This is a genomic window from Rhizobium giardinii bv. giardinii H152 (genome assembly GCF_000379605.1).
GTDB classification, from domain to species: Bacteria; Pseudomonadota; Alphaproteobacteria; order Rhizobiales; family Rhizobiaceae; genus Pararhizobium; species Pararhizobium giardinii.
In genome coordinates this window covers 1-1,269 of sequence record NZ_KB902627.1, presented here as the reverse complement: position 1 = coordinate 1,269, position 1,269 = coordinate 1, and the positions used below count along the sequence as shown (strand labels likewise).

Below are 1,269 nucleotides of genomic sequence, written 5' to 3'. Positions count from 1 at the left end.
CAAACGTTTCTCCCGGGATATTGTCTAGATCAGCCGTTGGTGCCCAAAGCTTGCTGCAGCCATACGGGCTAAGTTTTCGTGACCCATTGTTGCGTACTTGAGCGGATTGGCCTTCTTAGGGTCTTGCTCGGCTTCCACGACGAGCCAGCCGCTATAATTCTTTTCGGCCAGAGTATTCAGGATGGTTGGGAAATCGACGCCACCATCTCCAGGAACCGTGAAGATTCCCTCCAGAACGGCGTCCATGAAGCTGAGATCGCCTTCCCGGGCTTTTCGGAGAATATCCATACGGACATCCTTGCAATGTACGTGAACAATCCTGGCTGCATGGCGAGCGCACAAGGCAACAGGATCCCCTCCACTGAAGGCGCTGTGGCCACTGTCAAAGAGGAGCCCGACAGACGCTTCCGTTACGGACATCAGCCGGTCAACTTCCTCGTCGGTTTCGACAATGGTTCCCATATGATGGTGATAGGCAAGGCCGACGCCGAAATCCGCCATGCGGTTCGCTAGCTGAGTGACCTTGCGGCCGTACCCTTCCCATTCCTCATCTTTCAGTCGCGGCCGTTTGGAGATTCGCTGCCAGATGCCGTCATGCCGACCCATCGAAGTATCAGCGTAGACAGCGTATTTTGCTCCAGCGTCCCGAAGCAGCGTCAGGTGCGCGAGAATGGCCTCGAACTCTTCCTCAACATCTCGCTCGTAAACACGGCCATCCCACCAGCCGCCAGCGAGNTCAAGCTCATGAGCAGCAAGTACGGCCTTCAACGCAGCACTCTCACGCGGGTATTTTCCGCCCAGCTCGGTGCCGGCATATCCTGCCTGTTGCATTTCAGAGAGGCACTGCTCCAGCGGCGTGTCGCCACCGAGGTCGGGTACGTCGTCGTTCGTCCATGTTATTGGGTTGATGGCAATCTTGATAGGCATTCGACGGCTCCTTCATACCGGTTTCCAGGTCGGGATTTTCCCCGCTCCAGACGGTCGTAAGACAATATTGGCTCTTCCGTTAGGGCCAATATGAAGTCTTTAGAAGGAACCACTATGCTGACGCAAAGGATGCAAAGGTTCGCTTCAGGTCCGAAGCACCGATAGTTTGACGCGACACGGTTCGCAAGCGAGGTCGTCGCCGCCATTCGTGGGGCGGTTGGCCCGGACTTTCCGATCATCCTTCGCGTGAGCCAGTGGAAGCAGCAGGATTTCACGATACGCTGGGCGAGACACCAGCGCTGATAACCGACGGAGAGATCGGCGGGCTCATCCACTCGTACA

Annotated in this window: 1 protein-coding gene; it reads right to left on the bottom strand. The window is 56.5% G+C overall.

Annotation, left to right across the window (positions count from 1 at the left end; genetic code table 11):
* Nucleotides 1-24: 24 nt before the first annotated feature.
* Nucleotides 25-927 (bottom strand): myo-inosose-2 dehydratase, encoded by a 903-nt coding sequence (gene iolE / locus A3AY_RS0111750; RefSeq protein WP_018325872.1) that lies wholly within the window; start codon nt 925-927, stop codon nt 25-27.
* Nucleotides 928-1,269: the final 342 nt, after the last annotated feature.